At 72.6% G+C, this 23,677-nt stretch carries 24 protein-coding genes and 1 pseudogene; 14 read left to right on the top strand and 11 right to left on the bottom strand.

Going from position 1 to position 23,677, the window contains the following annotated elements; all coding sequences use genetic code 11:
• The first annotated feature begins 47 nt into the window (after positions 1 to 47).
• The gene (locus ACGFI8_RS15730; RefSeq protein WP_392804912.1) at positions 48 to 2,654 is read left to right on the top strand and encodes a glycosyl hydrolase; all 2,607 of its coding nucleotides are present in this window, start codon (positions 48 to 50) and stop codon (positions 2,652 to 2,654) included.
• A gap of 66 nt (positions 2,655 to 2,720) precedes the next feature.
• Here ACGFI8_RS15730 and ACGFI8_RS15725 read toward each other — a convergent pair.
• Positions 2,721 to 3,538: pseudogene (locus ACGFI8_RS15725) on the bottom strand (helix-turn-helix domain-containing protein).
• 234 nt (positions 3,539 to 3,772) lie between these two features.
• Positions 3,773 to 4,015: a DUF397 domain-containing protein gene (locus ACGFI8_RS15720; RefSeq protein ID WP_392804909.1), complete on the bottom strand. Its 243-nt coding sequence runs from the start codon at positions 4,013 to 4,015 to the stop codon at positions 3,773 to 3,775.
• A 207-nt stretch (positions 4,016 to 4,222) separates the two neighbouring features.
• Here ACGFI8_RS15720 and ACGFI8_RS15715 point away from each other — a divergent pair, with 207 nt between their 5' ends.
• From ACGFI8_RS15715 to ACGFI8_RS15700, 4 genes are read left to right on the top strand one after another with little or no spacing between them, the layout of a single operon-like run.
• Positions 4,223 to 4,939 (top strand): GGDEF domain-containing protein, encoded by a 717-nt coding sequence (locus ACGFI8_RS15715; RefSeq protein ID WP_392804906.1) that lies wholly within the window; start codon positions 4,223 to 4,225, stop codon positions 4,937 to 4,939.
• 9 nt (positions 4,940 to 4,948) lie between these two features.
• Positions 4,949 to 5,152: a hypothetical protein gene (locus ACGFI8_RS15710; RefSeq protein ID WP_366225157.1), complete on the top strand. Its 204-nt coding sequence runs from the start codon at positions 4,949 to 4,951 to the stop codon at positions 5,150 to 5,152.
• Positions 5,149 to 5,583, top strand: coding sequence for a hypothetical protein (locus ACGFI8_RS15705; RefSeq protein ID WP_392804904.1), 435 nt, complete (start codon positions 5,149 to 5,151; stop codon positions 5,581 to 5,583). The genes ACGFI8_RS15710 and ACGFI8_RS15705 overlap by 4 nt, the downstream gene beginning before the upstream one ends.
• A gap of 56 nt (positions 5,584 to 5,639) precedes the next feature.
• Complete coding sequence (locus ACGFI8_RS15700) at positions 5,640 to 6,896, top strand: ArgE/DapE family deacylase (RefSeq protein WP_392804901.1); 1,257 nt, start codon at positions 5,640 to 5,642, stop codon at positions 6,894 to 6,896.
• Here ACGFI8_RS15700 and ACGFI8_RS15695 read toward each other — a convergent pair.
• Entirely contained in the window at positions 6,893 to 7,744 is an 852-nt protein-coding gene (locus ACGFI8_RS15695; RefSeq protein WP_392804898.1) for an intradiol ring-cleavage dioxygenase, read from the bottom strand. The genes ACGFI8_RS15700 and ACGFI8_RS15695 overlap by 4 nt on opposite strands.
• 268 nt (positions 7,745 to 8,012) lie before the next feature.
• Between ACGFI8_RS15695 and ACGFI8_RS15690 the strand changes: the two genes are divergently transcribed.
• Positions 8,013 to 8,360 (top strand): PadR family transcriptional regulator, encoded by a 348-nt coding sequence (locus ACGFI8_RS15690; RefSeq protein WP_392804895.1) that lies wholly within the window; start codon positions 8,013 to 8,015, stop codon positions 8,358 to 8,360.
• 469 nt (positions 8,361 to 8,829) lie between these two features.
• Here ACGFI8_RS15690 and ACGFI8_RS15685 read toward each other — a convergent pair whose 3' ends face one another.
• A complete protein-coding gene (locus tag ACGFI8_RS15685; RefSeq protein WP_392804893.1) occupies positions 8,830 to 9,270 on the bottom strand; it encodes a MarR family winged helix-turn-helix transcriptional regulator in 441 nt (146 codons plus the stop codon).
• Positions 9,271 to 9,343: 73 nt separating this feature from the next.
• Between ACGFI8_RS15685 and ACGFI8_RS15680 the strand changes: the two genes are divergently transcribed.
• Positions 9,344 to 9,715: a cupin domain-containing protein gene (locus ACGFI8_RS15680; RefSeq protein WP_392804891.1), complete on the top strand. Its 372-nt coding sequence runs from the start codon at positions 9,344 to 9,346 to the stop codon at positions 9,713 to 9,715.
• On the opposite strand, the gene ACGFI8_RS15675 is transcribed toward ACGFI8_RS15680, so the two are convergent.
• Entirely contained in the window at positions 9,667 to 10,500 is an 834-nt protein-coding gene (locus tag ACGFI8_RS15675; protein WP_392804888.1) for an AraC family transcriptional regulator, read from the bottom strand. The genes ACGFI8_RS15680 and ACGFI8_RS15675 overlap by 49 nt on opposite strands.
• 48 nt (positions 10,501 to 10,548) lie before the next feature.
• Between ACGFI8_RS15675 and ACGFI8_RS15670 the strand changes: the two genes are divergently transcribed.
• The 3 genes from ACGFI8_RS15670 (at position 10,549) to ACGFI8_RS15660 (ending at position 13,257) form a co-directional block, all read left to right on the top strand.
• Positions 10,549 to 10,959 carry a DUF2000 family protein gene (locus ACGFI8_RS15670; protein WP_392804885.1) on the top strand — a complete coding sequence of 137 codons (411 nt, stop codon included), beginning with the start codon at positions 10,549 to 10,551 and terminating at the stop codon, positions 10,957 to 10,959.
• 35 nt (positions 10,960 to 10,994) lie between these two features.
• The gene (locus ACGFI8_RS15665) at positions 10,995 to 12,308 is read left to right on the top strand and encodes a hypothetical protein (protein ID WP_392804883.1); all 1,314 of its coding nucleotides are present in this window, start codon (positions 10,995 to 10,997) and stop codon (positions 12,306 to 12,308) included.
• 241 nt (positions 12,309 to 12,549) lie between these two features.
• Positions 12,550 to 13,257 carry an HAD family hydrolase gene (locus ACGFI8_RS15660; protein WP_392804880.1) on the top strand — a complete coding sequence of 236 codons (708 nt, stop codon included), beginning with the start codon at positions 12,550 to 12,552 and terminating at the stop codon, positions 13,255 to 13,257.
• 112 nt (positions 13,258 to 13,369) lie between these two features.
• On the opposite strand, the gene ACGFI8_RS15655 is transcribed toward ACGFI8_RS15660, so the two are convergent.
• Both ACGFI8_RS15655 and ACGFI8_RS15650 read right to left on the bottom strand, forming a co-directional pair.
• Complete coding sequence (locus ACGFI8_RS15655) at positions 13,370 to 13,606, bottom strand: GntR family transcriptional regulator (RefSeq protein WP_392804878.1); 237 nt, start codon at positions 13,604 to 13,606, stop codon at positions 13,370 to 13,372.
• Between the two features lie 332 nt (positions 13,607 to 13,938).
• The gene (locus tag ACGFI8_RS15650; protein WP_392804876.1) at positions 13,939 to 14,109 is read right to left on the bottom strand and encodes a hypothetical protein; all 171 of its coding nucleotides are present in this window, start codon (positions 14,107 to 14,109) and stop codon (positions 13,939 to 13,941) included.
• Between the two features lie 131 nt (positions 14,110 to 14,240).
• Here ACGFI8_RS15650 and ACGFI8_RS15645 point away from each other — a divergent pair, with 131 nt between their 5' ends.
• The 4 genes from ACGFI8_RS15645 to ACGFI8_RS15630 all read left to right on the top strand — a co-directional run bounded on the left by ACGFI8_RS15645 (position 14,241) and on the right by ACGFI8_RS15630 (position 18,656).
• Complete coding sequence (locus ACGFI8_RS15645; protein WP_392805392.1) at positions 14,241 to 16,994, top strand: FtsX-like permease family protein; 2,754 nt, start codon at positions 14,241 to 14,243, stop codon at positions 16,992 to 16,994.
• Positions 16,995 to 17,079: 85 nt separating this feature from the next.
• Positions 17,080 to 17,310: a hypothetical protein gene (locus ACGFI8_RS15640; RefSeq protein ID WP_392804875.1), complete on the top strand. Its 231-nt coding sequence runs from the start codon at positions 17,080 to 17,082 to the stop codon at positions 17,308 to 17,310.
• A gap of 170 nt (positions 17,311 to 17,480) precedes the next feature.
• Complete coding sequence (locus ACGFI8_RS15635) at positions 17,481 to 18,173, top strand: alpha/beta fold hydrolase (RefSeq protein ID WP_392804873.1); 693 nt, start codon at positions 17,481 to 17,483, stop codon at positions 18,171 to 18,173.
• Between the two features lie 42 nt (positions 18,174 to 18,215).
• Positions 18,216 to 18,656 carry a TIGR03618 family F420-dependent PPOX class oxidoreductase gene (locus tag ACGFI8_RS15630; protein ID WP_392804871.1) on the top strand — a complete coding sequence of 147 codons (441 nt, stop codon included), beginning with the start codon at positions 18,216 to 18,218 and terminating at the stop codon, positions 18,654 to 18,656.
• A gap of 3 nt (positions 18,657 to 18,659) precedes the next feature.
• Here the strand turns inward: ACGFI8_RS15630 and ACGFI8_RS15625 are convergent, their stop codons facing one another.
• From ACGFI8_RS15625 to ACGFI8_RS15610, 4 genes are all read right to left on the bottom strand, one after another.
• A complete protein-coding gene (locus ACGFI8_RS15625; RefSeq protein ID WP_392804868.1) occupies positions 18,660 to 19,742 on the bottom strand; it encodes an epoxide hydrolase family protein in 1,083 nt (360 codons plus the stop codon).
• 92 nt (positions 19,743 to 19,834) lie between these two features.
• On the bottom strand, positions 19,835 to 20,974 hold the full coding sequence (locus tag ACGFI8_RS15620; protein WP_392804865.1) for an FAD-dependent monooxygenase: 1,140 nt from the start codon (positions 20,972 to 20,974) through the stop codon (positions 19,835 to 19,837).
• Positions 20,975 to 21,030: 56 nt separating this feature from the next.
• Positions 21,031 to 22,200 carry an MFS transporter gene (locus tag ACGFI8_RS15615; RefSeq protein WP_392804862.1) on the bottom strand — a complete coding sequence of 390 codons (1,170 nt, stop codon included), beginning with the start codon at positions 22,198 to 22,200 and terminating at the stop codon, positions 21,031 to 21,033.
• Positions 22,201 to 22,279: 79 nt separating this feature from the next.
• Positions 22,280 to 23,677, bottom strand: a complete 1,398-nt coding sequence (locus tag ACGFI8_RS15610) for an NAD(P)/FAD-dependent oxidoreductase (protein ID WP_392804860.1) — start codon at positions 23,675 to 23,677, stop codon at positions 22,280 to 22,282.

Here is a 23,677-nt window from a genome sequence, read left to right as displayed (position 1 = left end):
GGGCATTGTCGCCCACAAAGCACCGACGTGTCCTCATCGTCGCGGGAATGTCCGCGACACTGCTCGTCCTCGGCGGGCTCCCCGCCTCCGCCGCGCCGGGCTCGCCCCGCCCCGCGCGCGCCGGCGACCGCGCCGCCACCGCCCACCGGCACGGCACCGTCCACGCCAGCAGCCTGGCGCCGGGCGAGGACGACGAGGAGGGCACCAGCGACATCATGGAGCAGGCCGACCAGTGGAACGAGGCCCGCAGCGCGCCGGGCATCGTCTCGCCGGGCGCCTACTCGGCCGCCTGGGCCCAGCTGCAGGCCCTGCCGCACACCGGCGGGCGCTGGACCGACGAGACCGCCCTGCCGTACGACTCGGACGACCCGCGGTACCGCGACATCAACTCCAACTCCTCCGGCGGCGCCGGCAAGGTGACCGGCCGCGTCGTCGGCATGGCCGCCGACGACCGCGGCTACGTCTACGCCGGCTCGGCCAACGGTGGCGTGTGGCGCTCGTCGAAGGGCGGCGGCGACTGGCGGCCGATCTCGGACCGGCTGCCCGCCGTGGCCACCGGCGACCTGCGCCTCGACGGCCGCGGCCGGCTCTGGTACGCCACCGGCGAGGCGAACACCAGCGCCACCAGCTTCGTCGGCACCGGCGTCTACGTGCTGGCCGACCCTCGCCACGGCGAGTTCCGCCCGTCGGACCGGGTCGGCGGCACCGAGCTGGAGAACACCACGATCCGGGCGCTGCGCTTCGGCGGCGACAAGGTGTGGGCGGCGACCAGCCGCGGCGTGTGGACGCACTCGACCACCAACCTCTCCGGGCCCTGGAAGCTCGAGTTCGCGCCCAACCCGACGTTCCTGCCCGGCGGCCCCGACGCCCGCGACGAGGACGCGCCGTACAAGAACATCGCCAACGACGTCGCCGTCGACCCGCGCGACCCGTCGAAGGTGGTCCTGGCCATCGGCTGGCGCAGCGGCGACGACTACAACGGCTTCTACACCAGGGTCAACGGCGCCTGGCAGAAGATCACGCTGGCCGGCGACATCGCCAGCGACCCGGACAACGTCGGCGCGGTCACCTTCGCCGCGTCCGCGGACGGCTCGAAGTACTACGCGATCGAGCAGTCGCCGGAAATGCTGGCCACGAACGGCGACAGCAACCTCTACGGCGTGTTCGTCTCCGCCAACGGCTCGCCGTTCGGGCCGTGGAAGCGCGTCGCCGACTACCAGAAGCTGGCCGCGTCGGGCTCGGCGAACACCTTCCCGGGCTACATGCCGGGCATCCAGGCCTGGTACAACCAGTTCCTCCAGGTCGACCCGAAGAACTCGCGGCACCTGTACCTCGGGCTGGAGGAGGTCTTCGAGTCCAAGGACGCCGGCGTGACGTGGACGACGCCGGGGCCGTACTGGAACTTCTCCTTCGACTGCTGGAGCATCGACCCGTCGAAGCAGACCGGCGACTGCCACCAGACCATCCACCCCGACCAGCACGCGGCCGCGATCGGTAGCAACGGCGGCAAGCCGTACCTGGTCGTCGGCGACGACGGCGGCGCGTACCGCCGGCCGGTCGACGGCCGGGCCGACGCCTCCGGTCACGGCACCGACTGGGTGTCGCTCAACGACGGCAGCTTGGACGTGCTGCAGTACTACTCCGTCGGCGTCGGCACGGACCGCAACGGCCGCAACGCCGGCGTGGCGATCACCGGCGGCCTGCAGGACAACGGTCAGTCGATCCTGCGCCCGGGCGACCGGGTGATGGGGTCGAACTTCGGCGGCGACGGCGGCGACACCATCGTCGACCCGGACAACGGCTGCAACATCGCCGCCGAGTACGTGTACCTGGCCCTGTCGGTGACCAACAACTGCGCGGTCAACGACGGATCCTGGATCACCGACCCGAGCAAGGTCTCCAGCCGTGACATCGCCCCGCCGGACAACGCCCTCGGCTCGGCCGGCGCCCGGTTCATCGCGCCGATCGCCGCCGACGCCAAGGACGTCAACACCTGGGTCGCCGGCGGCACCCACGTGTGGGTGCAGCACAAGGGCTTCGCCATCGGGTCCGGCGCGGACTGGGTCAACGTGTTCGACCTCGGCGCCGGGCACGTCGCCACCGGCGTGGCGATCTCCGGCGGCACGGTCTACGTCGGCTGGTGCGGCCCCTGCAACAACCATGGCTTCGCCCGTGGCATCGCGGTCGGCCGGGCCGACGGCACCGGCTGGCACCAGCTCAGCCTGCCCGTCGACGGGATCCTCCCCAACCGGTACGTCTCCGGCTTCGACGTCGACCCGGCCGACGCCAGCCACGTGTTCGTGGCGATGAACGGGTACTCCCGCAAGTGGACCGAGGGCCCCGGCGCCGGCGTCGGGCATGTCTTCGAGTCCCGCGACGGCGGCGCCCACTGGACCGACATCTCGGCCGACCTGCCCGACATCCCGGCCAACGCGGTGAAGGTGCTGTGGGGCGGCGGCCTCGTCGTCGGCACCGACCTCGCCGTGTTCTACCGGGCCCCGGGCCGCACCGGCTGGAAGGTCCTCGGGCGCAACCTGCCCACGACCACGACGATGCAGCTGCGCACCGGGCTGCACGGGCTGCGCCTCTACGCCGCGACACACGGCCGCGGTGTGCAGTCCTTCGACCTGTGGCAGCTGATCCTGTTCGGCTGATCCTGTCCGGCCGGGGAAACTCGGGTTCCAGGCCGCGGCGACCCGCAGCGGCGGGTCGCCGCGGTCCTACGCGTCGAGGTCCTTGCGGATGTCCTCGAGGACCTTCGAGGTCTCCGTCGGCGGCCTTGCCTCCACGCACAGGCGCTCCATCGCCTCCGCGTAGAGGTCGACGTCGTCGCGCTTGTCGAGGTACAGCGCGGAGGTGAGCTGCTCGATGTACACTCGTCGGGGAAGCGCAGGATCGTGAACGCGCCGCCGGCCGCGGCGTGGCCGCCGGCGTTGAACGGGATCACCTGCAGGCGCACGTTGGGCAGGCTGCTGTTGATCTCCAGCAGCGCCTCGACCTGGCCGCGCATGATGTCCAGGCCGCCGATCGGGCGGCGCAGCGCGGCCTCGTCGACCACCACCCACAGGCGGGGCGCGTCGGAGCGGGTCAGGACCTGCTGGCGCTGCATGCGCAGCTCGACCCGGCGCTCGATCTCGTCCTCCTTGGCCCGGCCGTGGCCGAGCAGGACGACGGAGCGCGCATACTCGCGGGTCTGCAGCAGGCCGGGGACGAACTGCACCTCGTAGGTGCGGATGAGGGCCGCGGCGGCCTCGAGGCCGAGGTAGGACTGGAACCAGTTGGGCAGCACGTCGCCGAAGCGGTGCCACCACCCGGGGTTGTTGGCGTCACGGGCCAGCGCGAGCAGGCGGGTGCGCTCCTCCGAGTCGTCGACCCCGTAGAGGGTCAGCAGGTCGGCGACGTCGCGCTCCTTGAAGCCGACGCGGCCGAGCTCCATCCGGCTGATCTTCGACTCCGAGGAGCGGATCTCCCAGCCGGCGTCTTCGCGGGTGACGCCCTGTGCCTCACGCAGGCGCCGCAGGTGGGCGCCCAGCAGCATCCGGAGGACCGTGGGGCCTCCGGACGCTCCTCCTTCAGTTAGACCGGTCGTCACCGTGCTGCCTCCGGACTGTCGTGAACGAACAGCCGCGGCGCCGGTCTGGTTCGGCTCCGCGAAGCTGTCCGAGCCAGACTGGGCGTTCGGGCCGGAGTAAGCATGCCATGACCGGACAGTAAGCGGGAGTCGGCTCGCGTCTGCGGGCGGGGTGCGGGCCTGCTCCTTCTCTCAGTCCGATTACTCAGTCAACAGATTGTCAAAGTCCCCGTCACGGGCTCCGCCGACAAAGGCCGCGATCTCCTCGAACGTGTAGATGAGCGCCGGCCCCTCGGGGTCGCGCGAGTTGCGCATGGCGAAGCCACTCCCGTCGGACAGGCGCGCCAGCTCGACACAGTTGCCGCTCGGGTTGCTGCGGCGGCTCTTCTGCCAGGTCACACCGGTCAGGTGGCCGGCCGGCATCCCGTTGTACGTCTGTTCCATAGACATCTTTCTGAGGACCTTGGTTGAAAGTTCACCAAGCAAGCGGCATCTGCACGTGCATCGGCTCTTGCGTCTGCAGCCGATAAAGCGCATGCTAGCGCATGTGCGGACGTCAGGGCTCGCTCACAGTTTGTGATCAAAACCGGACGTTCGCTCCCAAATGATCGGGCGGCTTCCCCAGCTGCGATCTCTGGAAGGGACGCGCGCATGGACCCCCTCGCCTTCCTGGCCGGTGCGGCCGCGGCGGCCGGGGCGTGTGCGGTCCTTCCTCTTTACCTACGCGCGCGTCGCGCGGAGCGGCTCGCCGAACGACTCACCGCGGAGCTCGAGGTCGAGCGGCACGCCGCCGACCACGACCCGCTCACCGGGCTGCCGAACCGGCGGGCCTTCTACAAGCGCGGCGCCCAACTGGTCTCGGACCGCGCGAGGCACCCGCTGGTCGCCGTCGTGCTCGACGTCGACGGGTTCAAACAGATCAACGACATGTTCGGCCACTCGGCCGGCGACGAGGTCCTCGTGACGACCGCCCGCCGCCTCGCCGAGTACGCCGGATCGGGCCTCGTGGCGCGGCTGGGGGGCGACGAGTTCGCCGGGCTCCTCGCCGGCCGCCACGACGGCGCCCAGGAGCAGGCCGACCGCCTCGCGCAGACGCTCGCCGCGCCGATGCGGCTGGCCGGCCAGATCGTCACCGTCAGCGTGTCCGTCGGGCTCGTCCCCGTCGAGCCTGACGCACACCTCGCCGACGCTGTCCACCGCGCCGACGCGGCCATGTACCGCTCGAAGGGCGGCCGCCGCCGCCCGGTCCTGGCCGGGCACCCGCACGTGGGCGCCCACCAGCACGTCGTGCACACCACGCTCCGCCTCGGCAAGCCCCGGCTGCCGGCGGAGAAGGACATCTTCCCCCGTCCGACGACGGCGAACTAAGGAACCGCTATGGAGCTCCCAGACCTGGTCCGCCAGCGCCGCCGCCACCAGCCGCGGCCCCGTTCGTGGCTGGCCGCGAAGCTCAAGCGCGCCGAGCAGTGCCGCGACTGCGGCCGCCCCTGGCCGTGCGACCAGTACGTGACGGCGCGCAACTCGGTACTCGTGTACGCCCTGCGACGCCTCGAGGTCGCCCGGCCGGGGAGCCTTGGGTGACCGAGGCGCACATCCCGGCCCGGCCGACGTGGCGGTGCACGGGATGTGCCGAGCCGTGGCCGTGCGGTGCGAAGCGGGAGCAGCTCGTCGCCGAGTACGGTGACAACCCGGCCGAGCTGCGCACCCTCATGGCGCTGCGCGTCGCCGACGCCGCCGAGGACTTGCGCCAGTTCGGCGCCGAGCAGCTGTGGAGCCGGTTCCTGGGCTGGCTGCCCGCCCCCGGCCAGGGCCCGATCATCCGCTGGGTGGCCAACCCGCCGCTCGGCGGGCACCGGCGCCTGCCGCCGCCGCGCGAGCAGATCGACCCGCGAACCTCCGGCAGCGCCGCGCAGGCCGCCGCCGCGCAGGTCTCTACGCTGCCCGGGCCACCAGCCGCTCATGATCCGACGCGGATCCCGCCTCCCCGCCGGTCACGACGTAGCGGTCGGTGAACGCCCACCGTTTTTGATGTTGTACGTCACGAGCGTCAGCGACTTACATTGCCCTCGTGAACCGTGATGTACAGCCCGCCCTCGACGCGCTGCGGCACGCCCGCGACGAGGCGACCGGCACGCTGAGCGACCTGATCCGGATTCCCAGTGTGGGCGGCACCGCCGCGGAGAGCGAGATCGTCCACCACGTCGCCGGCCTGCTGCGCGCCGAGGGCGTCGAGCTCGACCTGTGGCCGATCCCGGTCGCGGAGCTCGCGGCCCGCCCCGACTTCCCCGGCATGGAGGTCGCCCGCGACGAGGCGTGGGGCCTGGTCGCCCGCCTCCCCGGCGCCGACCCCGCGGCGCCGTCGCTCATGTTCAACGGCCACCTCGACGTGGTACCCCCGGGCGAGCCCTCGACCTGGTCGGCCGACCCCTGGTCGGGCGAGGTCCGCGACGGCCACGCCCACGGCCGCGGCGCCTGCGACATGAAGGGCGGCTTCGTCTCGGCCCTCTCAGCCCTCCTGGCCCTGCACCGCAGCGGCGCCCGCCCGGCCGGCGACGTCCTGCTGGCCGCCGTGGTCGGCGAGGAGGACGGTGGCCTCGGCACCTACGCCACGCTGCGGCGCGGCTGGCGCGCCGACGCCTGCGTCATCACCGAGCCCACCGCCCTGGACGTGCTGGCCGCCAACGGCGGCGCGCTGACCTTCCGCCTGCGCGTGCCCGGCCTGGCCGCCCACGCCTGCGCCCGCACGAGCGGCGTCAGCGCGGTCGAGAAGTTCCAGCTGATCTTCCCGGTGCTCCGCGCCCTGGAGGCGTCCCGCAACCGCACCGTGGACCCCATGATGCGCCGCTGGGACATCGCGTACCCCCTGGAGATCGGAACCGTCCGCGCCGGCGACTGGGCCTCCACGGTCCCCGACCTGCTCGTCGCCGAGGGCCGCTTCGGCGTGGCCCTGGACGAGCCGGTGGACCGGGCGCGCGAGCAGTTCGAGGCCACGGTCGCCGAGGCGTGCGCCGCCGACGCGTGGCTGAAGGAGCACCCGGTGACGGTCGAGTGGTGGGGCGGCCAGTTCGCGTCGGGCCGCTGCCCCGAGGGCACCGACCTGGTCCAACGCCTGCTCACGACGCACGTCGAGGCCCACGGCGGCGAGGAGCCCGCGGTGGTCGGCGCCCCGTACGGCTCCGACCTGCGCCTGCTGACCGCCGCCGGCATCCCGGCCGTCCAGTACGGCCCCGGCGTCGGCTACGGCCACTGCCCCGACGAACGGGTCTCCCTGACCCAGGTCCACGCCTGCGCCGAGACCCTCGTCCGCCTGGCCCTGCCGGACTAGGCGGACAGGGCGATGACGCCGAGGTAGCCGTCGTCGTCCTCGGTGACCTTCATCAGCATCGAGGGCTGGTAGATGGTGTCGTTGTCGTTGGTCGTGTCGCGGCCGGTGTGCTTGGCGTACGGCTCGGCGGTGAAGACCTTTGCGTTGAGCGACTCGTCGAACATCAGCTGGCTGATGAGCACGCGCTTGTCATTCACGTGGAGCATGACGTGGATGTGGACGGTGCGGCCGCGGTACCAGCCGGGCCAGATCGTGGTGAACTCGACGATGCCGTCGGCGTTGCTGACCTGGGCGCCGCGGAGATAGCGCTTGTCGTCGGCCGGCTTGAGGTCCATGGCGGGCTGGTCTCCACCGCCGTTCCCCGGTGCGCCGCCGGGCATGCCGCTCGGCGGGGCGCCGCCGGGCATCGGGCCGCCGTTGCCGCCCGCGGGACCGCCGTTGCCGCCCGCGGACATGGACTCGGCGCCGGAGTACAGGCCGGCGGCGTCGCAGTGCCAGATCTCGACGACCGCGTTGTGCAGCGGCCGGCACGACGCCGACTCCTGGACCTTGAGCACGACCCGGAGCCGCGTGCCCTGACGATCTTCGCGGATGTCGCTACGGATCTTGTCGGCGTCGAAGTAGTACGGGCCCTGGGTCACGTTCGGGCTCATGGTGCACGTGTTGGCGCCGGCGAAGAGGCCGGTGAGGTCGGTCGTCGTCGACGCCGCCGGGGTGGCGCCGCCGGTCGGGGCCGCCCGGTCGCCGCCGGAGCACGCGGCCAGCAGCCCGCCGAAGCTCAGCGCGGAGATCCCGCGCACCAGGGTACGGCGGCTGACGCGCTGCCCCTCGTGATCGTCCGCCGGCATGTCCTGCTCCTTCGCATCCGTCACCGAGGTACCGGACGCTAGGGGCGATTGCTGTCAATGTGCCGTGAAGGTCCTGGCGATTCACCGCGAGAGCCCATCGTAGCGATTCAGCTGCGTATGGTAGTCAAGGGTGTTGAAGCATTGACCCGTTGCTGTTAAGACAGTTTACTATTTCATCGACGGCCGCCTCCGAACATCGCGGTGATCCCGCGATCGCCCGACCGATCGATTGATTGTATATATCGGCCATCTTTGTATAGTGATGGGTATGACTGGCTTACCGTTACGCGAACCGACGTTCCTGGTCCTGACCGCCCTGGCGGCCGAGCCGCAGCACGGCTACAGCGTCCTGGACGACGTGCGCCGCATCTCGGAGGGCCGGGTGCGCCTGCAGGCGGGCACCCTGTACGGCATCCTGGACCGGCTGCGCGCCGACGGCCTGATCGAGGTCGACCGCGAGGAGGTCGTCGCGTCCCGGCTGCGCCGTTACTATCGGCTGACGGAGGTGGGGCGCGAGCTGCTGAGCACCGAGACGGACCGGCTGCACCGCAATGCGGCGGCGGCCGACCGCCGGCTGCGGCGCCTCCACCTGACGACGAACGACGCCGCCGCATAACGGTCCGCGCGCCACACGGCCGCCCGAACCGCGGACTCAACACCGACGCCTCCGCCCGCCGGGCGGCCCAACACACGCGCGACCATCACTACGGGCGGCCCAACACACGGGCGGCCAGCACTACGGGCGGGCCAGCGCACGGCCGGCCCGACGCACGGGCGGCCCAACACACGCGCGGCCAGCACTACCGGCGGGCCAGCGCACGGCCGGCCCAGCGCGCGGGCAGCCCCGGTCAGCGCGGCGCAGCGCACCATCGGCCCGCTTCCGCGCTTCGGGCGAGCGGGGGGCAGGCGCGACCGCCGGCGCGCCGCGCGGGCGGCACGCGCCACGAGCGACCCGAACCGCCGAACACTCGGTTCGTCATGATCGCGGAGTGGAAATGCACAAGGAGCAGCACATTCGCTCCGCGATCATGAAAAATCGTGAAATGTCCGGTAAGTCTGTCGCGTCAGCGCCGGACTTACCGGACTCAAGACTTGCTGATGCGGAGCAGCATCTCGCGTAGGTTGGCCAGTTCGGACGGGCCCAGCAGTTGCGCGAAGTCTCGATCCACGGCGGCCATCGCGACCGGGGCCTCCGCGCGGAACCGCTCCCCCAGCTCGGTCAGCGTCACCACCACCGCGCGCAGGTCGGTCTCGTGCGGGCGCAGGCGCACGTAGCCGATCGCCTCGAGCTCCTTCACCAGCCGGCCCATCATCTGCCGCGTCATCCCGGCCCGCGCGGCCAGGTCGGTGATGCGCGTGCCCTCCGGGTCGAGGTTCGTGATCACCGGTACGTGGCCCAGCCGGATCTCAGCGTGCCCGCTCGCCTGCAGTTTCGCCAGTGACGCGGCCTGGGCGCGGCGGTGCGCCTGGAGCAGGAGGCGGCCCAGTGGCAGCGCGCGCAGCTCGTCATCGGTGAGATCGGACATGCGAAACCCCGTTTACAAAGTGCGAAACCTGGTTTAGTTTCAAGGCACACCAAACGACGGAAGGGACAGGAGAATGAGTATCGTCCGCGCGGCCGACGCGCCGCGATTCGAGCTCGGGAACACGAAGTTCACGGTGTACGCCGGGCCGAGCCACGGCTCGCAGGAGATCTGCACGTGGCGGCTCACGGTGCCGGCCGGCACCCAGTCGATGCCGCACACGATCGACCGCGACGAGGTCTTCATGGTGCTCTCCGGCGGCATCCACCTCGCGCCGGGCGGCGAGGTGCTCGGGCCGGGCGACGCGGCCGTCGTGCCGGCCGGCGAGAAGATCGAGATCGGCAACCCGCTGGGCGAGCCGGCCGAGGTCTACGTCGCGCTGCGGGCGGGGGTGACGGCCTACCACATGGACGGCACCCTCTTCGGCACGCCACCCTGGGCGGCATAGACGCCCGGCGTCACCCCCACGTGCCGCTTGAAGTGGCGGTGCAGGTGCGCCTGATCGTGAAACCCCACCTCGGCGGCCACGTCGGCCGGTCGCCGGCCCGCCAGTAGCAGCCGGCGGGCGTGCTCGATGCGCCGGCTCATGAGGTACCGGTGCGGCGGCAACCCGAACGTCGCCGTGAAGGCCCGGACCAGATGCCCGGGATGACTGCCCAGCCGGGCGCCCGCCTCCCTCAGCGTGATGCCGGTCGCGGTGTGCGCGTCCAGCAGTTCGCGCAGCCCGTCGGCCAGGCGCCGCGACCGCGGTACCGCCGGATCCACGAAATGCCGGTCCAGATGCTCGCGCAGGCGGCCCCGGATCAGCGCCAGCCTGCTCTCCGCCTCCAGCTCGTCGCCCAGGTGGCGTGGACCGCCGAGGGCGCGGTGCAGCTGGTGGATGCGCAGGCGCAGGAGGGGGTCGTCGAAGCCGGGCTGGTCGACGGCCGCGCCGGCCAGGGACGGGGGCAGGACGGCCGCGTCGAGGTACACCACGCGCTTGCGGAAGCCGTGGTGGGTCGCGGCGCGGCCGTCGTGCGGCACGTCCGGCGGCAGGATCGTCACGCTGGCGGCGCCGGCCGCGCCCCGGTGGTGGCGGTCCAGGTCGAAGCGGATCGCGCCGTCGTCGACGATGAGCAGCGTCCACGCGTCGTGCACATGCGGCGGGTACGCGTGGTCGACGAAGTGCGCGTGGAAGACCTCGGCGACACCCGGCACGCGCGGGCGCCACGCCGTGACCAGCTCGGACGCCATGTTCACAACGTACAAGCCAGGGGCCGCGGCGTCCGGCAGGGTCGGTGCATGACGTTCCCCACCAAGATCGCCGTGCTGCTGCGCGGCGACCTGGCCGTCTGGCAGCGGCTCAACGTGACCGCGTTCGTCGTCAGCGGCGTCGCCGGCACCCAGCCGGAGTTGCTCGGCGAGGACTACGCGGACGCGGACGGCACGCGGTACCTGCCGATGTTCGGCCAGCCGGTGCTCGTGTTCGAAGGCGACGCGCAGACCCTCGCCGCCGCGCACCGGCGGGCCGTCGAGCGCGGCGTCGCCTGTGCAGTTTTCACGGACGAGCTGTTCAAGACCGGCAACGACGAGGACAACCGGGCGGCCGTGCGCGCCGTGCCCCGCACTGACCTGCGACTGGCCGGCATGGCCCTGCACGGGCCGAAGAACGCCGTCGACAAGATCCTCAAGGGCGCTCGCCTGCATGGTTAGATTCCGGCGGATGCCCGCCCGAATCGAGGAGCCACATGGCCGCCCCTTCCCGCGTCGTCGTCCCGTTCAAGGGCGAGGGGGCCGGCCGCGGCCCCCTCGCCTGGGGCCAGATCGAGAACTGGCACGCCGTGCGGTCCCTCGGGCACTGGATGCCGATCGGCGGCGTGCAGCCGGTGCCGGCGGGCACCACGATCGACGACGTCGTCGACGAGCTGCGGTTCCATCTGCAGCGGTACGTCACGCTGCGCACCCTCCTGCACATCCCCGGCGACGGCGGGACGCCCGAGCAGGAGGTGTTCGCCGAGGGCGAGCTGGAGCTCGAGGTCTACGAGGACGTCGATCCGGAGGCGGTCGCGGAGGAGTACCGTGCCCGGCCCTTGAACTTCGCCACCGAATGGCCGATCCGGGCCGCGGTGGTCTCCCACGACGGCGCCCCGGCCCATCTCGTGGCACTCATCTCGCACTTCGCCATGGACGCCGCGGGCGCGCGGACGATGCTGCGCGAGGTCGCCGAGCGCCCCTGCGAGCCGGTCGCCGGGAAGGCACCGCTGGAGCAGGCCGAGTGGCAGGCCTCGCCGGCCGGCCGGCGCCAGAACGCCTCGGCGATGCGCCACTTCGAGTCGGTGCTGCGGGCGATGCCGCCCCAGCGCTTCGCCACGCCGGTGGTGCCACGCTCGCCGCGGTACTGGCGGGTACGGTTCGACTCGGCCGCGCTGCCCCTGGCGCTGCGCGCGATCACGGCCCGGCTGGACGTCGACCCGGCAGTGACGCTGCTGGCGGTGTTCGCCGCAGCGGTGCACGAGACGTTCGGGCTCAACCCGGTCGTGGTACGGCCACTGGTGAGCAACCGGTTCCGCGCCGGGCTGGACGGGGTGGTGTGCACCGCGGTACAGGCGGGGTTGTGCCTGGTCGACTGCGAGACCGGCTTCGACGAGCTCGTCGACCGGGCGCGGCGGGCGGCGCTGGGCGCGTTCAAGTACGGTTACTTCGACCAGCGCGACCTGTGGGCGTTGGTGGACCGGGTGGCGGCCGAGCGCGGGGAGCCGCTGGAGATCGGCTGCTTCCTCAACGACCGGCGCGGCCCGGTACCGATGGACTCCCCCACCGCCGAGGACATCGAGGCGGCGCTGCCGGCGTCGCGGCTATCTTGGGTACGGCGGCAGGACCACCCCGCGTTCGAGCCGTTCATCCTCGACGTCGAGGACCTCCCCGAGGTGCCCGGCGCCGTGCGCTGCACCGCACACACCGACACGGCGCTGCTGGCGCCACGCGACGCCGAACGAATCCTGTGGAACATGGAGGCGCTCGCGGTGTCCTTCGCGCATCCGGCCCATTCGTCCTTGGGGTGAAGCCGGTACTTCCCCAAGGCGGTGGGTGGTTGCGCATCGGCCTGCCGCGAGCCGAGCCGGAGGGCTACCGGTGCTGGATCGGGTTGGCCCCAGCCAGTTCGTCCTGGGTGAGCCCCCGCCGCGCCCGGTGCAATGCGATTCGTCGTCCGAGCCACTCGTCGATCTCCATCGCATCTCCCCCGAGCCTGTGGCAGGCACCAGTATTAGCCGCAGGCTACGCCCAAAGTGGCAGACTCAAGACATGATCCTCAATGAACCCATCCGCCGGTTGGTGCTCTGGGACATCGACCACACTCTGATCGAGACCGGCGGCGTGGGCAGCGAGTTGTACGCCAACGCATTCGAGGCCGCGACCGGCCTTCCCCTTCAGCAAAAAGCGGATGTCACCGGGCAGACCGAACCGTCGATCCTGATCGCGACCCTGCGCCTGCACGGCATCGACCAAGATGAGCCATACCTGTCGCGCTACACGCAGCAACTCGCCGTCGAATACGACCGGCATCGAGCCGACCTGTCCCACCGTGGGCGGAAGCTGCCCGGAGCCGAACAAGCACTTGCCGCGCTCGCAGCAGTGCCGAAGGTTGTGCAGGCCGTCTTGACGGGCAACCTGCGGGCGGTTTCCCGAATCAAGCTGGAGATCTTCAACCTCGACCGGTACATCGATCTCGACGTCAGCGCCTACGGCGACGACGACAACTACCGTCCCAGCCTCGTCGCGATCGCGCAGCAGCGCGCAACAGCCAAGTACGGCATCACCTGCAACCGGGACAACACCACCGTTATCGGGGACAGCAGCCACGACATCAACACCGGCCGACGGGGCGGCGCACAAGCGATCGCCGTCGCGTCCGGCAAGGAGTCGGCCGAGCAACTCCGAGACGCCGGCGCGGACGACGTCTGGACCGACCTTACGGACACTGACACGATCATCGCCCGTCTCGCCGCTTGACCTGCGGCAAGCTCACGACAGACAGCCACGATTGCTAGCCTGAGACGGCATTTCCGCGTGACTCCATGATCAGGTTTGACCTGACGTCGTCACCCTGCATGCACAGCTCCGGCTACCCCTCGTTCGGCGCGACGAAGGTGCCTCGACCCTGGACCGTGCGGACGGCGCCTTCTTCCCGCAGGACCTCGATGGCGTGGATGATGGTCCCTCGCGCCAGGCCGAACTCCTGCTGAAGCGACGTGATGCTCGGGACTGGCCGGTTGGGCGGGTACACGCCCTTCTCGATCCGCTCACGGAGAACCGCCGCCAGCTGCATGTACAGCGGATCAGGCCCCTCGGGATCAATCATTCTTCGAAGGTAAAAGATCGCGGTCTTCCGCGATCCGTCATGGAAGACTATGGACTACCATGTAACAGTTGACTACGGTCGGGCATCGGGTGTGGCGGTCGATGGGCGGAGGGAACCCGACCGCCATGCCCCTCCATCACCGCAGCTCGCAGGAGGACACATGGCCGAGGAACACCACCCCAACTGGTGCGACCGTGCGGCATGCACGGCCTACGGACCCAAAGCGGACGGGGCTATGCCACCCTGGATCGGGTGCTGGGCGTGATGACGGCGAGGCTGTCGTGAGGCTGGGGGTGGGGCCCGGCGCACGAGCGCCGGGCCCCGGCGAACCGTCAGACGCAGCAGGGGTCGCCGCAGTAGACGATGCCGCCGGCCTCCGGGTAGCTGCAGCACATGTAGTTGGGGCGGTACGGCGGCGGGTACCAGCAGCTGCGGGCGTCGGCCGCGGCCTTCGGCAGCAGCCTGCCGAGCAGCCGGTCCGCGATGGCGTTGAACCTGCGCATGGTTCCTCCTTCTTCTTCAGCGGCGCACGGCCTCCGCACCGGGCGGTCGCCGATACGGTGCCGCGCGGCGCTAACGAGCCGCTAACGAAACGCTTCCCGCCCGTCCGAGAGCCGCAGAGGTGCCGCGCGTGATGTCGATGGTCTGGGCCCAGGTGCGCTTCCGGCGGGGCCGTTTCGCCGCCACCCTGCTGGCGGTGGCGATCGCGGTGGCGAGCTTCGCCCTGCTGGCGTCGGCCTCGCGCGGCTCGCAGGTACGCGCCCAGGGCACGGTCGGCCGGAACTTCCGGCCGGTCTACGACCTGCTGGTGCGGGCCGACCCGGCGACGGACGCGACGGGCCGGGTCTCGTTCGACTCGGTGCTGAGCGCCGGCGGCGGCATCACGCTGGGGCAGTGGCGGCGCATCCAGGCGCTGCCCGGCGTCAGCGTGGCCGCCCCGGTCGCGACCGTCGGTTACGTCATGCGGACCGTCGCGGTCTCCGTCGACGTCGGCCCGTACCTCTCCCCGGACGCGCGGAGCCAGGTGCTGCGGGCCCGCCCGACCTGGACGTGGGACGCCGGGGCCAGCCGCCTCACCGACGGCTCCTCCTACCTCTACGTGACCGACGATCGCCTGGAGTTCGTGCCGGGCGACCGCATCACGGGCCGGGAGGTCTTCGAGGGCGACAACCAGCCCCGGGCGTCGTCGCTGCTGGAGATCGGGCCGGACGGCCGGCGCACCGGCGTCTGCGCCGACCTCACGCACGACGTCGGCACCGTGGACCCGCTGAGGCCCGACGCCCGGCAGGCCGTGAAGTGCTGGTCGCGCGACCCCGCGTCCACCGGCAACGCGAGCGACCATGCGCTGATCGACGTGCTCGTATCCGTACCGATGCTGATAGCGGCGATCGATCCGGAGCAGGAGGCGCGGCTCGACGGGCTCGACACGGCGCTCGTCTCGGGCTCCTATCTCGGATCGCCGGCGCCGGCGGGCACGGTCATGCCGGTGCTGGCCGCGTCGCGGCCGCTCGTCGAGCAGCAGGCGACGGTCCGGATCGACCGCCTCGGCCCCACCGCGGGCAACGGCGTGGCGGCCGGCGTCTCGTTCGACAACCTCGTCGACGGCTACGAGGCCGACCCCGGCACGCCGGTCGGCACCGTGACGGTCCGCGGCGCCGACGCCTATCCACAGGTGCTGCAACAGCTGGCGCACCCGGCCGACACCACGCCCCCGGCGACGTCGATCGTCGGCGGCGAGCGGCCGACGACGATCGGGCAGCGGCTGGAGGACCCGATCCGGATCTTCTGGACGGCCGGTGCCCGCCGGCCCACGCCGTTCGCGCCGGACCCCGGCTGGACGGGCCTGTCCGCGAACGACGACCAGCCGTTCAACCCGCTGCCGCTGGAGCTGTCGGACACGTCGCTGCGGCCCGTCGCCGCCCACCCCTACGTCCCCGCCCCGGGCGAGCAGTACGGCCCGACCCAGCTGCGGGCCGTCGGCGTCTACGACCCGGCGAAGGTCGCCGTCGGCCCGCCGCTCGCCGCGATGCCGGCCGACCTCTACAGCGACCCCGCGCTCGCGCCGGCCGGCGGCGGCGACCCGCTGCGGCCCTCGGCGAACTTCGCCGGCCCGGTCGCCGCCCGCCCGCAGCTGCTGACCACATTGGACGCGATGGCGGCGCTGTGGCGCCCGGCCTACGGCGCCGGCCTGAGCGCCGCGGCGCCGATCGGCACGATCCGGGTCCGGCTGGCCGGCGCGCTCGGCCCCGACGAGCTGTCCCGGGAGCGGCTGCGCGCCGCCGCCGAGCTCATCAACCAGCAGACCGGCCTGCACGTCGACATCGCCGCCGGTGGCTCGGCCGCCGCGGTCCCGGCCGAGCTTGCCGCCGGCGCGCACGGCCGCCCCGCCCTGACGGTGCGCGATCCGTGGCTGCAGCCCGGCGTGGCCACCGTCGTCGTCGCCGCGATCGACCGCAAGAGCCTGCTGCTGGCCGGGCTGGTCCTCGTCACGTGCGTGCTGGCGGTGGCCAACGCGACGGGCGCGGCGGTGCGCACCCGCGCCTCGGAGCTGGCCGTGCTGGCGTGCCTGGGCTGGCCCCGGCGCCGGCTGTTCGGCCTCGTGCTGGGGGAGTCGGCGCTCGTCGGGCTGGCCGCCGGCGTGGCCGGCACCGCGCTGGCCGCCGTGGCCGCGGTGCCGCTGTCGGTGCGGATCGTGCCGTGGTACCTCATGCTGGCCGCCCCCGCCGCGCTCGCGCTCGCGCTCCTCGCCGCGGTGGTGCCGGCCCTGCGTGCGACGCGCGCCGCGCCCGTCACCGCGGTCCGCCCCTCCTTCGCCCGGGTCCGCGCGCGCCGGGTGCCGCGCGGGATCGGCGGCCTGGCGTGGACCAACGCGCTGCGGGCGCCCGGCCGGACCGCGCTCGGCGCGCTGAGCCTGGCCCTCGGCGTCGCGGCGCTGACGCTGCTCGCCGTCGTCACCGCCGGCTTCCGGGGCAGCGTGACCGGGACGCTGCTCGGCGACGCGATCACGGTGCAGGTCCGGGCGACCGACTACGTCGCCACGGCGATCACGATCCTGCTCGGCGCGGTGACCGTCGGCGACGTGCTCTACGTCAACATCCGCGAGCGGGCCGCCGAGTTCGCGCTGCTCGGCGCCGTCGGCTGGGACGACGGCCGGCTGGTGCGGCTGGCCGGCTACGAGGCCGCCGTCCTCGGCGCGGCCGGCGGGCCGCTCGGCGCGGGCGTGGGGCTCGCGGTGGCGGCGTCGCTGGGCGCCGGGCTGCCGTCGGTCGGCTACGCGGTCGCCACCGGCGCGGCGCTGACCGGCCTGCTGGTCGCCGCCGTCGCCGCGGTCGTGCCCGTGCGCCGGCTGCGCAACCTGCCGACCACCCGGCTGCTGGCCGAGGAGTGACTCACTCTCAGGAGGTAGGGGGCGTCGGGGTTTCCCCGCTCCTGACGGCGATGTGCGGGCCGGCCGGCGCCGCGAACATCGACGCATGTTTCGAGTTCTCACGCATGTGGCGCTGCGCCGGCCGGTGTTCGTCATCCTCTTCTGGGTCGCCGTGGTCGGGCTGGGGTTCGGCGTCGGCGACGGGGTCTTCGGGAAGCTGACCGCGCAGGTGGCCACGGTGCTCGGCAGCGAGAACGAGCGCGCGCTCGCCCTGCGCGCCGCCTCCGGGAACGAGAAGCGGCTGGCCATCCCTCGGCTGGCTCGCCGAGAACCGTGAAGAGCCAGTCCGAGCGGGCGTTCGCCACGCTGCGTGATCACACAGTACACCCCGGGCTCTGACGCGGATTTTGTCGTACCCCGCTGGCACGATGCCCCCATGAACGTCGTCGAGCGCGGCAGCGGAATCCCGGTCCTCGCCATCCACGGCTGGACCCGGACCATCGGCTGATGCTGGGCTGCCTTGAGCCGGGCTACCACCGGCTCTATCCGGACCTACCGGCGATGGGGTGTAGCCCCGCGCCGCCGGCGATCGCGTCGTCGGACGACGTCCTGGCGGAGCTGGACCGGTTCGTCGGGGAGCGCATCGGCGACAGGCCGTTCCTGCTGATCGGCGAGTCCTACGGCGGCTATCTCGCCCGGGCGCTGGCCCGTGTGCATCGCGACCGGGTGCGGGGCCTGGCGCTGATCTGCCCGATCGGCACGAAGGTCGAGCACGCCGAGCGCACCGTGCCTCCGCACGAGGTGCTCCGCACGGAGCCGGACCCGGACTTCCTGGCCGGCGCGGACCCCGGCTTCCTGGAGATGGCGGTCGTGCGCTCCCGGGAGACGCTGCGGCGATACCGGGCCGAGGTCCAGCCCGGCCTCGACGCCGCCGACGCCGGGGCGATGGCGCGGATCCGGCGCCGCTGGGTGCTGTCGTCCGACCCCGAGGACGGGCCGCCGTTCGAGCGCCCGGCGCTCATCCTGACCGGCCGGCAGGACTCCTCGGTCGGCTACCTGGACCAGTTCGCGCTGCTGCCGCACTATCCGCGCGCGACGTATGCGGTGTTCGACGTGGCCGGGCACAACCTGCAGTTCGAGCAGCCGGCCCTGTTCGAGGCGCTCGTCGCCGAGTGGCTGGAGCGGGCGGGTGAGCCCTGACGACCGCCCTCGCGCGTCCCGCCGAGCGCATATGCTCGGCACATGCTTTCCACCGAGGACGGGCTGCGGCGCGTCGCCGAGCTGGCGCAGCGGGAACACTGGCTCGCCGTCGTCGTCACCGTGCGTCCGGACGGCGAGCCCTCCACGTCCGTGGTCAATGCCGGCATCCTGCCGCACCCGGCGGACGGCACGCCCGTGGTCGGGATCGGCTCCCAGGGCGGCAGCGCCCGGCTGGCGAACCTGCGCCACCACCCGCGGGCGACGCTCGTGTTCCGTGCCGGCTGGGAGTGGATCTCGGTGAGCGGCGCCGCTGAGGTGATCGCCCCCGGCGACACCGAGCCTGAGGCGCTGCGGCTGCTGCTGCGCGACATCTACCACGCCGCCGGGGGCGAGCACCCCGACCTGGAGGAGTACGACCGGGTCATGGCCGCCGAGGGCCGGACCGCCATCCTCGTCCGTCCGGACCGCTTCACGACGAACTAGCCGCTACTTGATCTGGGTAAGGAAGAAGTCCCGGACGTCCTCGGCGAGCAGGTCCGGCACTTCCATCGCGGCGAAGTGGCCGCCGCGGTCGAACTCCGACCAGTGCCTGATGTCGTACAGCCGCTCGGCCAGCGGTCGCACCGACTGCGTGATGTCGTGCGCGAACACCGCCACGCCGACCGGTACCGGGCACGGCTCGATCCGTCGCGGAGTCTCGCGGTGCAGCCGCGCCGAGGACGCCGCGGTGGCGGTCAGCCAGTACAGCGAGATGTCGGTGAGCATGCGCTCGTCACTGATCTGCGAGCGAGGGTCCGTCCACTGTGCGAAGCGCTCGGCGATCCAGGCCAGCTGGCCGACCGGCGAGTCGGTCAGCGCGTAGCCGATCGTCTGCGGGGTGGTGGCCTGCAGAGCTTGGTACGGCGGACGATTCGCCATCAGTTGCCTGACCTTGTCCAGCCGGGCTTCGTCCGTCTCGGACAGTTCGATGCCGGCGTCCGGGACCGGCCGGGTCGGCAGGTAGTTGACGTGCACCCCGACGACGTGCTCGGGTGCCACCGCGCCGAGTGCCGTTGAGATGCCCGAGCCGAAGTCGCCGCCCTGCGCGCCGTAGCGCTCGTACCCGAGACGGCGCATCAGCTCAGCCCAGGCCCGTGCGACCCGGACGACATCCCAGCCGCGCTCGTGGGTCGGCCCGGAGAAGCCGTAACCGGGGATGGACGGAATCACCAGGTGGAAGTCGCGCGACAGCGGCTCGATCACGTCGAGGAACTCCAGGAACGAGCCGGGCCAGCCGTGGGTGAGGATCAGCGCGAGCGCGTCCGGTTTCGAGGACCGGACGTGGACGAAGTGGATGTTCTGGCCGTCGATCTCGGTGGTGAAGTGCGGAAGCTCGTTGAGCTTGGCCTCGTGCTCGCGCCAGTCGTAGCCGGTGCGCCAGTATTCGGCCAGTTCCTTGAGCCGCGCCAGCGGGAAGCCGTAGTCCCAACCGGCGTCGGCGACCTCGTTGGGCCAGCGGGTGCGGGAGAGCCGGTCGGTCAGGTCGTCGAGATCGGCCTGGGGGATGTCGATGCGGAACGGCTTGATCATGGTCTTGACTCCAGAGGTTTCATTCGACGCCTAAATGTTAGTGATACTAACGTTTATTGCCCAAACGATATCACGATCATTGGTGAGAACGCTCAGCGGTAGTCCCTCAGGTCGATGCCGGTCGCGAACCTGTCCGTGGCCTTGAGCAGCAGGCGCAGCATCCACGGGGAGCGGAACATCCAGTTGCGCATCGCCATGCGCGGGCGGCTGCCCGGGGCCAGGAACGGGCCGGCGTTGCCCTGGCGGGCGACCCTCGCGTAGCCGCGGAAGGCGGACTCGTAGGCGGCGAACGCGGCGCGGTGGTCGCCGCCCGCGGTGCGCAGCTCGCCGGCCAGGACGTACGCGCCGACGACGGCCAGGCCCGTGCCGAAGCCGCCGAGGGTGTTGCCGTAGGCCGAGTCGCCGAGCAGGGCTACGCGGCCCTTGGAGTACGCGGGGACCTCGGCGCGGCTGATCGAGTCCAGGTAGACGTCGGTCGCGTCGGCGAGCCGGGCCATGAGCTCCGGGATTCGCCAACTCCCGCCGCGGTACGCCGCGCGCAGCACGTCCTTCTGCGACTCCGGGTCGTAGCGGTCGTACCGCAGCTCCGGCGAGGCGAACACGAAGAGCGCGGGGGCCTTCGGGCCGCCGAGGGCGGCCATGCGGCCCGGCTCGTTGTACATCACCGGGTCGCCGTCCACGCCGAGCTCGACCAGGGCGTAGTAGTGGCCCAGGAACCTCACGTAGTCGCGCTCCGGGCCGAACGCGAGGCGGCGGACGTTGGAGTGGATCCCGTCGGCGCCGATGGCCAGGTCGAAGGTGCGCGGCGCGGCGGCGGCGAAGGTGACGTGCACGCCGCCGGGGGTATCGGTGAGCGAGGTGACGGAGTCGCCGAACAGGTACTCGCAGTCGTTCGCGGTCCGGTCGTACAGCAGCCGGGAGAGGTCGCCGCGGCGGATCTCGACCTCGCCGCCGCTGAACTCGCCGGGGATGACGGCCAGGGCGCGCCCGGCGGCATCGACGATGGTCTGGTCGTGGCCGCCGGTCTGCAGCGCGCGGACGTCGTCGAGGATGCCCATGCGCGACAGCACCGTGCGGTGGGTCTCCCCCTTGAAGTCGACAGCCTGGCCGCCGGGGCGCAGCGCGGGGGCGCGCTCGACGACGGTGACGGTGCAGCCGTAGCGGGCCAGCCAGAAGGCGAGCGCGGGGCCGGCGATGCTCGCGCCGGAGATGAGGACCGTGGTGTGCTTCATGCGGCCACGGTCGCGGGCGGCGCTGACAATCCACGACCGGTCCGCTGACAGGCCTGTCAGCGCGGCGTGCTGCCGGTGCCGGTGACAGCGGCCGGCGCCCGCACGGCGGCCGCGCTCGCGGCGACCAGCAGCGCGAGCGCGGCGGGGATGCCGAGGGCGACCGGCAACGGCACGGCCTGGGTGGCCGCGCCGATGAGGACCGGGCCGGCGAGGAAGCCGGCGTAGCCCATGCTCACCGCGACGGCCAGCGCCCGGGCCGGCTGGGCCGGGTTGCGCGCGGTCGCGGCCGAGAACACCTGCGGCGCCACGCACGACAGCCCGGCGCCTAGGCAGGCGAAGCCGGCGACCCCGGCGTAGCGCTGGTCGAGCAGCAGCGCCGCGCCGAGCCCGGCGGCGGCGAGCACGCCGCCCGCGCGGACCAGCCGGGCCGGGCCGAGCAGCGTGGTGAGCCGGTCGCCGACGAGCCGGCCGGCGGTCATCGCGATCGCGAACGCGGCGTACCCGGCCGCGGCGAAGCCGGACGAGCCGTCCAGGTTGTCGCGCAGGTACACCGCGCTCCAGTCCGCGGCGGCGCCCTCGCCGACGAGGGCACAGAACGCCAGGGCGCCGAGCACCAGCACCCCGTCGAGCCGCCCCGCCCGCGCGCCGCCGTCCGCGTCGCCGGCGGCCGGCTCGGGCGCGAGCCAGCGCAGCGACCACGCCGCCATCGCGGTGGTGATCGCGCACACGAGCAGGAAGGTGCCGCGCACGCCGAGCCCGAAGTGCGCGCACAGGCCGCCGAGCGCGGCGCCAGCGAAGCCGCCGATGCTGTAGACGGCGTGGAAGGACGAGATGATCGGCCGGCCGTACGCGCGCTGCACCCCGAGCGCGTTGGCGTTCATGGCCACGTTGAGCACGCCGTGGTTGACGCCGAAGACGAGCAGCGCGGCGGTGAGCAGGGCGAGCGACGGCGCGTAGGCGGCCGGGAGCAGCAGCGCCCCCTCGGCGAGCGCGGTCGGCGCCGCGACCCGCACGCTGCCGAACCGGTCGACGAGCCGACCGGCGACCATCTGCCCCACGATCGCCCCGGCGGCCAGCCCGAGCAGCGCGACGCCGAGCCGGAAGTCGTCGAGCCCGAGGCCGTGCTTCACCGCGGGCACCCGCGCGGTCCAGGCCCCGAGGGCGGCGCCGAAGAGCAGGAACAGCAGGCATCCGGCGAACCGTGCGCGGCGAAGCTCCAGGGGCACACCGCACCGTACCGCGGCGGTCCGGGCGACGTGTGAAGGGATTTTTCAGGCGGCCCGCCGCCACCCGCCCGGCGCGGCGTCAGATCCGGCCGAGCAGGCGCAGGCGCAGGGCGCGCAGGACCACGCCCGGCTTGGCCAGCGCGGCCGGGTGGGTCTCCATCGCGGTCACGCTGTTGAGCCGGCGGCACGTCGGCTCGTCGGTCATCGAGGCTCGCAGCAGCAGGTCGCTCGCCCAGCGGATGACCCGGTAGCCGCGCGGGTGGCCCTCGGTGATGTGCGGCAGGCCGAGGTCCGCGAACGTGGAGACCTGCCACGCGGCGTCCACGATGACGCGGACCCGGTCGAAGTACGGGCGGGCCGGCTCGCTGGTCACGTCGGGGCCGCCCTGCAGCCAGGCCGACAGGCACGAGGCGTGCAGCATCGCCGAGGTCATGCCCTGGCCGTACACCGGATTGAACGACGCCACCGCGTCCCCGGCGGCGATCAGGCCGGCCGGCAGGCGGTCCACGGCGTGGAAGTCGCGGCGGCGGCTGTCGGCCTGGTGGTACGTGATGACGCTGCCGATCATCCGGCCGCGCTCGGCGATGTCGCCGAACATCGACGGGAAGTGCCGGCGGCAGCGCTGCGCGTATTCGGCGGCGTCGCGGCTCGGGCGGTCCTCGTCGTAGCCGGCGACCAGCATCAGCCAGCGGTCGCCCTCCACCGACAGCACGCCGCCGATGCGCGGCACCCGGCCATTGCCGGGCGTGGTCTGCGAGATGACGGCCCAGGCGTCGCTGACCGACTCGTCGCGCTCGAACAGCGCGGAGGCGTAGTTGAGCTTGATCGGCATGCGCCGCATCGGGGCGGGTGGCCAGCCGTGCCGCTCCAGCCAGTCGTTGAGCCGGCTCGAGCGGCCCATCGCGTCGACGACCAGGCCGGCCTCGACCTCGACCGGCTCGTCGGCGCCGTCGGGCACGTACACGGCGCCGCGCACGCCGTCCTCGGCGAACAGCAGGCCCTCGGCGCGGCCGTACACCATTCGGACGTTGGCGCGGCGCAGCACCCGGCGGCGCACCTGGGACTCCAGGAACGGCCGGGTGGTGATGAGGGCCGGCCGCGCGCCCGGCGGGTCGGGCACCTGGCGCAGCTCGTCGTTGATGTACACCTTGCCCTGGACGTCGCCGAAGTCGGGCGCGCCGGCGTCGAGGGCCCCGGCGGTGAACCCCGGGAACCAGCGCTCCAGCTGGGTCTGCCCGGCCGGCAGCAGCGCGTGCACCTGGGTGCCCTGCGGCACGCCCGGGCGCGGCCCGTCGCCCTCGGTCGGGTCGCGCTCGACGATCAGCACCTCCTCGGCGTGGTCGGCGAGCACCCGGGCCGCCATCAGCCCGGCCACGCTGCCGCCGAGCACGACCGCGCGGTGCATGAGGATCCGCGGCGGCCTGGGCGGCGTCGCCGTGCCGATCCGGGCGAAGAGCTGCGCTGCTGACGGTGCCAT

The sequence above is a fragment of the Dactylosporangium sp. NPDC048998 genome (genome assembly GCF_043197855.1).
In the GTDB taxonomy this organism is placed as follows: domain Bacteria; phylum Actinomycetota; class Actinomycetes; order Mycobacteriales; family Micromonosporaceae; genus Dactylosporangium.
Note: the sequence above shows the minus strand (reverse complement) of the source record. Positions and strands in the feature narration are given on the sequence as shown.

Bases quoted from the DNA above. Each gene is read 5' to 3' on its own strand.
- ACGFI8_RS15635 (WP_392804873.1), top strand. From the start codon at position 17,481: ATGCTGGGCTGCCTTGAGCCGGGCTACCACCGGCTCTATCCGGACCTA.
- ACGFI8_RS15685 (WP_392804893.1), bottom strand. From the start codon at position 9,270: ATGTCCGATCTCACCGATGACGAGCTGCGCGCGCTGCCACTGGGCCGC.
- ACGFI8_RS15665 (WP_392804883.1), top strand. From the start codon at position 10,995: ATGGCCGCCCCTTCCCGCGTCGTCGTCCCGTTCAAGGGCGAGGGGGCC.
- ACGFI8_RS15630 (WP_392804871.1), top strand. From the start codon at position 18,216: ATGCTTTCCACCGAGGACGGGCTGCGGCGCGTCGCCGAGCTGGCGCAG.
- ACGFI8_RS15715 (WP_392804906.1), top strand. From the start codon at position 4,223: ATGGACCCCCTCGCCTTCCTGGCCGGTGCGGCCGCGGCGGCCGGGGCG.
- ACGFI8_RS15675 (WP_392804888.1), bottom strand. From the start codon at position 10,500: ATGGCGTCCGAGCTGGTCACGGCGTGGCGCCCGCGCGTGCCGGGTGTC.
- ACGFI8_RS15650 (WP_392804876.1), bottom strand. From the start codon at position 14,109: ATGCGCAGGTTCAACGCCATCGCGGACCGGCTGCTCGGCAGGCTGCTG.
- ACGFI8_RS15640 (WP_392804875.1), top strand. From the start codon at position 17,080: ATGTTTCGAGTTCTCACGCATGTGGCGCTGCGCCGGCCGGTGTTCGTC.
- ACGFI8_RS15625 (WP_392804868.1), bottom strand. From the start codon at position 19,742: ATGATCAAGCCGTTCCGCATCGACATCCCCCAGGCCGATCTCGACGAC.
- ACGFI8_RS15680 (WP_392804891.1), top strand. From the start codon at position 9,344: ATGAGTATCGTCCGCGCGGCCGACGCGCCGCGATTCGAGCTCGGGAAC.
- ACGFI8_RS15720 (WP_392804909.1), bottom strand. From the start codon at position 4,015: ATGGAACAGACGTACAACGGGATGCCGGCCGGCCACCTGACCGGTGTG.
- ACGFI8_RS15695 (WP_392804898.1), bottom strand. From the start codon at position 7,744: ATGCCGGCGGACGATCACGAGGGGCAGCGCGTCAGCCGCCGTACCCTG.
- ACGFI8_RS15670 (WP_392804885.1), top strand. From the start codon at position 10,549: ATGACGTTCCCCACCAAGATCGCCGTGCTGCTGCGCGGCGACCTGGCC.
- ACGFI8_RS15690 (WP_392804895.1), top strand. From the start codon at position 8,013: ATGACTGGCTTACCGTTACGCGAACCGACGTTCCTGGTCCTGACCGCC.
- ACGFI8_RS15730 (WP_392804912.1), top strand. From the start codon at position 48: ATGTCCGCGACACTGCTCGTCCTCGGCGGGCTCCCCGCCTCCGCCGCG.
- ACGFI8_RS15660 (WP_392804880.1), top strand. From the start codon at position 12,550: ATGATCCTCAATGAACCCATCCGCCGGTTGGTGCTCTGGGACATCGAC.
- ACGFI8_RS15620 (WP_392804865.1), bottom strand. From the start codon at position 20,974: ATGAAGCACACCACGGTCCTCATCTCCGGCGCGAGCATCGCCGGCCCC.
- ACGFI8_RS15710 (WP_366225157.1), top strand. From the start codon at position 4,949: ATGGAGCTCCCAGACCTGGTCCGCCAGCGCCGCCGCCACCAGCCGCGG.
- ACGFI8_RS15610 (WP_392804860.1), bottom strand. From the start codon at position 23,677: ATGGCACCGTCAGCAGCGCAGCTCTTCGCCCGGATCGGCACGGCGACG.
- ACGFI8_RS15655 (WP_392804878.1), bottom strand. From the start codon at position 13,606: ATGATTGATCCCGAGGGGCCTGATCCGCTGTACATGCAGCTGGCGGCG.
- ACGFI8_RS15645 (WP_392805392.1), top strand. From the start codon at position 14,241: ATGTCGATGGTCTGGGCCCAGGTGCGCTTCCGGCGGGGCCGTTTCGCC.